Raw genomic sequence first — 7730 nt, forward strand, 5'->3', positions numbered from 1 at the left:
CTCCTGGACCGACGCTGGCGGACTGGGTGGACAGCGGGCGCCTGAGCGCGGTCGCCGGCTGGCTCTTGCTCGAGTTTCTGCTCGTCGCGGCGGCAAATGCGCTCGCGCGCATCGGAGCCTTCGTGGAAAGGGTCCTGACCGAGCGCCATGATAATGCGCTCGGTGTCGCGCTCATCAGGCAGGTGGCGAGCCTGGATCTGCGCGACATCGAGGCCAGCTCTGCGCAGGACAGGCTGCAGCGGGCCCGCACCCAGCGCTTCATGGGTAACCAGCTGCTGACCTCCCTGCTGAGCCAGGCTCAGGATTTCGTCTCGCTCATCCTGTTTGTCATCGGCCTGTTCTCCTATGCGCCCCTGCTGATCATTCTGCTGTTGCTCGCACTCCTGCCAACGCTCGCCGGTGAAGCGCATTTCAATGCAAAGGGTTATGGGCTGAACGTCTCGGTCACGTCCGAGCGCCGGCAAATGGATTACATCCAGATCGTCGGTTCAGCGGCCGAATCCGCCAAGGAGATGAAGCTGTTCGGGCTCGGCGCCTACCTGGCGGGCCGCTTTGCCGAACTCGCCGACAAGGTCCATCGTGGCAATCGCGATCTCGCGGCTCGGCGTACGCTCTGGGGCAGTCTGTTTGGGGCAATCGCCTCGTTGGCCTATTACGCTGCCTATGCCGTCATCGCCTGGCGCGCCCTGAAGGGTGAACTCGGCATCGGCGATCTCACCTTTCTCGCCGGCTCGTTGCTGCGGCTGAACGGCCTGTTCGAGCGGCTGATCCTCGGCCTGACCCAGATCACGTCGCTGACCCAGTATCTCGATGATTTCTTCTCGTTCATGGATCTCCGCTCGACGATGGTCGCCCCGCCGAATCCAAGACCATTTCCGGTGCCGATGCGGCAGGGTATCGTCTTCGACAAGGTCGGATTCCGTTATCCCGGCAAGGATGCCTGGGCGCTGCGCGATCTCAGTTTCTCCATTACCGTCGGCGAGACACTTGCTCTCGTCGGTGAAAACGGGGCCGGTAAGACCACGATCGTCAAGCTGCTGACCAGGCTCTACGAGCCGGACGAGGGCCGCATCCTCGTCGACGGCATCGACATCCGCGATATCGGCATCGCCGACCTGCAGCACCAGATCGGCGCCATCTTCCAGGATTTCGTGCGCTATCACATGACCGCCGCAGAGAATATCGGCATTGGGCGGGTCGGCTGCCTCAGCGATCGTCCGCGGGTCATCGACGCCGCGCAGAAGAGCCTCGCCCATCCGCTGATCGAGACGCTGCCGGAGGGCTACGAGCAGATGCTGGGCCGCGTCTTTGCGCGGGGGCTCGATCTCTCGGGGGGCGAATGGCAGAAGATCGCGATTGCCAGAGCCTATTTCCGCGACGCAGCGATCCTGGTTCTCGACGAGCCGACCGCAGCGCTGGATGCCCGCGCTGAAGCGGAGATCTTCGAACGCTTCCGCAATCTGAGCGAGGCGAAGACCGCATTGCTKATCTCGCACCGCTTCGCGACCGTCCGGATGGCCGACCGCATCCTGGTGCTGGAGAACGGCGCCATCCTCGAAAGCGGCAGCCATGAGGAGCTCATCGCGCTGCACGGGCGCTACGCCGAGCTGTTCGCGTTGCAGGCCGCAGGCTTCCAGTAAGAGCCTCAGGCGCCTCGGGCCAGGGCCTCGACCGGGTCGAGACCCGCGGCATTGCGCGCCGGCAGGAATCCGAAGCCGACACCGATCAGCGTCGAGCAGGCAATCGCTGCCGCGAAGGCCTCGGCCGAGTAGATGAAGCGAACCGGCGAGCCGGAGAGCGCGAATCCCCAGCCGATGGAGAGCGCCAGAGCGATACCGAGCACGCCCCCGATGAAGCAGACCAGAGAGGCCTCGATCAGGAACTGCTGGAGGATGTCGCCGCGGCGCGCGCCCACGGCCATCCGCAGGCCGATCTCGCCGGTGCGCTCGATCACCGAGACCAGCATGATATTCATCACGCCGATACCGCCGACGAGCAGGGAGATCACGGCGATCGAGGCGATCAGCAGCGCGAAGGTCGCGTTGTTGCTGGTGATCGCCTGACGGATTGCGTCATTGTTCCGGATAAAGAAATCCTCGGCGCGGTGGCGATGCGTCAACAACTCGGTGACGGCGCTCTGCGCCGACTCCATCGGTGTGTCGTCATTGACGCGCAGGATGATGCTGCGCAGCGAAAGATCCCCGAGGAAACGGCCCTGGACGGTGGTGTAAGGCAGGTAGACCTGCGGGTTCAGGCTGGCGCCGAAGCCGCTCTGCTGGGGCCGCATCACTCCGATCACGCGGGCAGGGACCGAGCCGATCAGGATGACGCTGCCGATCGGGTCCTGGCCGGTCCGCGCGAACAGGGCACTGACAGTGTTCTCGTCGATGACCACATCCTGCGAGAGCCGCCGGACGTCGTCCGCGTCGAAGAGCCGGCCCTGGGCCAGGACGCCGCCCGTGACCGCGAAATACTGCTCGCCGACGCCCATGACCAATCCCGRTGCCTCGGCGGAGCCGAAACGCAGCGTGGCATTCGTCGACACGGTCGGTGTGACGCCTTCGGCATAGGGCTGACTTGCGAGGATATGGGCATCGGCGACTGTCAGGGTCTTGATCTGGCCCGAGCGGCGGTCGCCGATCGTGGCTCCGGGGTAGATCTCGAGAGTGTTGGTGCCGAGCCCGGCGATATTGGCGAGAACCTGCTGGCGCGAGCCCTCCCCCAGCGCCACCACGCTGACGACAGAGGCGATGCCGATGACGATGCCGAGCATGGTCAGCGCGGAGCGCAGCTTATGGGCGCGCATCGACAGGAGGGCCATGCCGAAGGCCTCGCGCAGCCGGCCGAACGCGGCCCGCCACGAGCCACCCCGCGGCACGTCCAGCACCGGGTTCGCCTTGGAAACGAGCGTCGGGCGGGTCCTCCGATCGGAGATGATCCGGCCGTCGCTAAGCTCGATAATGCGGTCGGCTCGGGCCGCGACGTTCATGTCATGAGTGACAAGAATGATCGTGTGGCCCTCGCGGCCGAGTTCCTCGAGCAGGGTCAGCATCTCCTCGCCGCTCTTGCGGTCGAGTGCGCCGGTCGGCTCGTCTGCAAGGATGACCCGGGCCCCGTTCATCAGGGCCCGCGCGATCGAAACCCGCTGCTGCTGGCCGCCCGACATCTCGGCCGGGCGATGCGTCTTCCGGGCCCCGAGGCCGAGCCGGTCGAGCAAGGCGGYTGCCCGATTGCGCCGCGGCTCGGCGGCAACCCCTGCGTAGATCGCCGGCACCTCGACATTGGCGAGCGCGGTCAGTTCCGACAGCAGATGATAGCGCTGAAAGACGAAGCCGAAATATTCACGCCGCAGCCGTGCCAGCTCGTCCGGCCCGAGATCGCGCGTCGGGCGGCCGTCAATCGCGTAGACACCGCCGGTCGGCCGGTCGAGGCAGCCGATGATATTCATCAGGGTGGATTTGCCCGAGCCCGACGGTCCGACGATCGCAACCATCTCGCCGGCCTCGATGGTCAACTCGGCCCCGTCAAGCGCCGCAATCGCCGCTTCGCCTGCGCCAAAATCGCGCCGGACCCCACTCAGCCTGATCAGCGGCACGCCCATGCGGTCAGAACCCGAGCGGGCCACGCATGCGGCGGGCCGCTGCGGGGGAGCCCGTGTGCGCGATGACGACACGCTCGCCCGCCTTCAGCCCGGAAGAGATTTCCGCGACGATCTTGTTGTCTAGCCCAACCGTGACCTTGCGCGGCGCGGGCTTGCCATCGTCCCCGACGACATCGAGCCAGGGCTCTCCGCCCCGGCGCCTGATCGCCGTGGACGGCACGGTGACGACGCCCCGCATCCGCCCGACGACCACCGTTACCTGGACCGTCATCGAGGTCAGCAGCCTTCCGTCGGAGTTGGGCACCTCGAACAGCGCGTTGTAGTAGATCGCCGAGGAAGTCGAGGAGGCGTTCGTGCTCGAAGAGGCCGAGGCGCTGCTCGTATTCTGCGTCTTCAGCGTATCAGGCGCCGGTTCGACAAAGGCGATCCTGCCAGGGAAGCGCCGATCGGGCGCGCCGAGAACGCTGAACAGGGCCTCTTGGCCGGCCTTGACCCTGAGCACGTCTGCTTCCGAGATCTTGGCCTTGACCGTCATGGTCGAAACGTCGCCAAGCACGATGATGGTCGGCGCGGATTGCGCCGCGTTCACCGTCTGGCCTTCCTGCGTCACGATGGCCAGTGCGGTGCCCGCCGCCGGAGCTGTGATGCGGGTATAGCCGAGCTTGGCGCGGGCAGTCTCGACCTTGACGCCGCCGGAAATGATCTGGGCGTCGAGCGCCGCGATCTGGGCGCGGGTCGTGCGCACCGTCATCTCGGCCGATTCGTAATTGTCGCGGGAGACCGCGTTCTGGCCGAGCATCTGCTTCTGACGGGCAAGCACGGATTCGGCATAGGCGAGGCTGGCCAGGCGCTCCTCGCGCTGCGCCTGCAGCACGGCGAGCTCGGCCTCGGCCGAGCGCAGTTCATTCTGCTGGGTGACGCCATCGATCTCGGCGATCAGGTCGCCCTCGCTCACGTTCTGGCCCAGGGCCACCTTAAGCGAGATCAGCCGGCCGGAGACCTGCGCGCCGACGCTCACCTGCCAGATCGGCTCCAGCGCGCCGCTGGCCAGCACGACCTCTTCGACATCGCCCATCGTGGCGGCGACCGTCGGCAGTTGTATCGCGGCCGGCTGCGGCGCCTGCTGCGAGCGCAGGGCATAGCCACCCGCCCCCAGCATGCCCAGGACAAGCAGCAGCATGAAGGCACGGCGCGACGTCATGGGCTCGGGACCTCCAGGGAGACAGCACGCAGGCGGGGCCCCTGCGGCGGATCCTCGACGCGCGGGCGGGAGACCTCGACCGGCCGGAGCCAGCCACCGCCAAGCGCCTTGTTGAGGGCGATGAACCGGGTCGCCAGCGCGATCTGGCTCTGAATCCGCGAATCCTCGGAGCTATACTGCKAGCGCTGCGCATCGAGCACGTCGAGGAAGCTGGCGCCGCCCGACTGGTAGAGCGCCTGGGACAGCTGCGCCGCCTGACCGGAAGCCGCAGCCGCCGTCGACAGGCTGGCCAGCCGCAGTCGCTCCTGCCGCAATCCAACCAGTGCGTCCTCGACATCCTGCAGGGCGCTCAGCACAGCGAGCCGAAGCGCCGCATCCGACTGGTCGCGCCGGGCGCGCGCCACATCGACCGCGGCCGCGAGTTCGCCCCCATTGAAGATCGGCACGCTCAGCGATGGGCCGATCGACCAGCCGATCGCGCTGTTCTTCGCGAGGTCGCCGAGCTTCAGCGCCGAGGTCGAGATATTGCCGGTCAGGCTCACGGAAGGGTAGCGAACCGCCTCGGCCTGGCCGATCCGTGCCGTTGCCTGGGCGAGACTGCGCTCGGCCCGCCGGACATCCGGCCGGTTGCGCAGCACGTCCGCCGGGACGCCGGCTTGCGGTGGCGCGGGCGTCGCCGGCACCTTCGCAGCGCCGGTCAAGCGCGAGCCCATAGCGGATGGCGGGCGGCCAACCAGCACCGCGATACGGTGCTGGGTCTGCGACAGCGCGGTTTCAAGGGCCGGAATCTGCGCCTCGGTGCTCGCGACCTGCGCCACCGCCCTCGCCGTATCGACCGCCGAGACATCGCCGGCCTGGAAGCGGACCCGCGTCAGTGCCTCGGTCACCCGCTGGGTTTCGACCGTCCGCTTGGCAAGCACAATGCGCGCCTGGTAGCCGCGCGCCTCGATGACAGCCGAAGCGACATCCCCAATGAGCGTCAGCAGTACTCCGTCGAGATCATCGTCGGCGGCATCGACGCCATAGGTCGCGGCTTCGACGGCGCGGTCGCGCCCGCCGAAGATGTCGAGCTCCCAGGAGGTGTCGAAGCCCGCGCGCAAGCTGTTGCTCATGCCGTTGCCGCCCCCTGAATCGGAGCTTGTGGCGTAACGCGARCGCGTTGCCGATGCTGAACCATTGACCTGAGGAAACAGCGGCGCGATCGCCTGGACCCGGCTCGCTCGCGCTTCGCGAATCCGCGCCTTCGCCTGGGCGACATCGAGATTGCCTGCAACCGCTTCGGTCACGAGCCCATCCAGCACAGGATCCTTGAATTGCCGCCACCACTCCGACCGAGCGGGAGGCCGCGCAGCCGAAGCGGCGCCATTCCATTGGGTGGGCAGATCCTGCGTCGGCGCGACGTAGTCGGGGCCGACCGAGCAGGCGCCAAGGCAGAGCAGAACRGGCAGCGCGAGCAGCCTCGTCCAATCCGATATCAGCCTGTCGCGAGAGTGCATCCCGTCCATGTCCGCCGCATTGGCGACCTTTCCATTCCAGGCGGAAAGAGCGCAGATCGGCGGTCATAGGCGCCGTATTTCAGAATGATTCCAAAGACGAAGACCCCGCGGAGTGCCGATCTCTGGCGATCGTGAACGCCTACAAAGCGGCCTCGCGAATTGCAAGGCGCCAGCCCCGCGAAAGCGGTTCATCGACGTCTGAGCCAGAACCAACTCGGGCTGATCCGGCAGCCAGCGCGGCCGCGATACCATCCGCCGCGCTCTCGACGGCTGAGATCGGCCATCGGGTGGTCCGGCGCAATGGCTCTCCTTCTTCGCTCCGGGCAAACAACCCGGCGAACCGCGACAGTGACACGATGGAGCAATCCACCCGACGGGGCCAATCGAAGACATAAGGACCCTTTTGTCGTCATGCGCGGATTGCGCCGTTCAGTCCTCGTCGCGTCTCCGAAGCAGATAGGTATCCATGATCCAGCCCATTTCCTCTCGCGCTTCGCGCCGGATGCGCTCGATATCGCCCATCACCTCCGAGAGCTTTCCGGCGATCAGAATCTCGTCCTTGGTGCCGAGATAGGCGCCCCAATAGATATCGAGATCTTCACCCGCGACACTCTTGAAGGCCTGGTCCCCGTCGAGCATGACGACCACACTATCGAGGTTATTGGGAAAGCCTTCCGCCAGTTTGCGTCCCGTGGTGATCAGCACGGGCTCGCCAATCCGGTTGAGGGCGACCCGGTGTCGCGCCGCAAGGGCCTGCACGCTGCTGATGCCCGGGATCACATCGTATTCGAGAGCGAAGCCCCTGGCGCGAATATGCTCGACGATCCGCAGCGTGCTGTCATAGAGCGTCGGATCACCCCAGACGAGGAAGGCTCCGCATTCACCGTCCCCGAGTTCTTCCGTGAACAGGCCCTCGTAGTCATGGGCAATACGCGCATGCCACTCGTCGACGCTGCCACGGTAATTCGTTCCGGCGGGGGCACGCTCCGGGATCGGCACCGGAACCAGGCGATAATCCGATCGTTCGATGAAGCGCTCGCAGATGTCCTTCCGCAGCCGTCCGAGCGCGGCCTTTTCTGTCCCCTTGTCGGGAATGAAGAAGACGTCGGCCTGGTTGAGGGCGTTGATCGCCTGGACCGTGACATAGTCGGGATTGCCGGCACCAATTCCGATGATCAGGATCTTGCGCATTCGGCCTCCAAGTCGGKGCTCAGATGGCCCACCGTTCGGCAGCCATAGCACGTGGGGCGACAGCGCGAGCATCTGCGCCATGACGCCCTCGAGGCCGATCGCCGCATAGTTCGACCACTCCCCGCTCTTCACAGGCCAACGAATAGGCCGTGGCAATCTGTTGACAGAACTGTCGCGATAGCCACTAGATATGGTGGTCACGGTCTCTCGAGTCGCAAGATCGAGAGCTAAGAGGGAAGCC

General features: G+C 66.0%; 5 protein-coding genes. 1 reads left to right on the forward strand and 4 read right to left on the reverse strand.

Going from position 1 to position 7730, the window contains the following annotated elements:
• The coding region (locus tag AC1DJT_RS31560; protein WP_476835603.1) for an ABC transporter ATP-binding protein at positions 1-1640 on the forward strand (1640 nt) is incomplete at its 5' end.
• Positions 1641-1645: 5 nt separating this feature from the next.
• On the opposite strand, the gene AC1DJT_RS31565 is transcribed toward AC1DJT_RS31560, so the two are convergent.
• The 4 genes from AC1DJT_RS31565 to cobF form a co-directional block, all read right to left on the reverse strand.
• Complete coding sequence (locus tag AC1DJT_RS31565) at positions 1646-3601, reverse strand: MacB family efflux pump subunit (RefSeq protein WP_476835604.1); 1956 nt, start codon at positions 3599-3601, stop codon at positions 1646-1648.
• 4 nt (positions 3602-3605) lie between these two features.
• Positions 3606-4802 carry an efflux RND transporter periplasmic adaptor subunit gene (locus AC1DJT_RS31570; RefSeq protein WP_476768912.1) on the reverse strand — a complete coding sequence of 399 codons (1197 nt, stop codon included), beginning with the start codon at positions 4800-4802 and terminating at the stop codon, positions 3606-3608.
• Complete coding sequence (locus AC1DJT_RS31575; RefSeq protein WP_476835605.1) at positions 4799-6307, reverse strand: efflux transporter outer membrane subunit; 1509 nt, start codon at positions 6305-6307, stop codon at positions 4799-4801. Before AC1DJT_RS31575 ends, AC1DJT_RS31570 begins: the two co-directional genes overlap by 4 nt.
• Before the next feature lie 420 nt (positions 6308-6727).
• Positions 6728-7489, reverse strand: a complete 762-nt coding sequence (gene cobF / locus AC1DJT_RS31580) for a precorrin-6A synthase (deacetylating) (RefSeq protein WP_441507809.1) — start codon at positions 7487-7489, stop codon at positions 6728-6730.
• Positions 7490-7730 lie beyond the last annotated feature (241 nt).

Source organism: Allobosea sp. 05T422_2 (assembly GCF_056396265.1).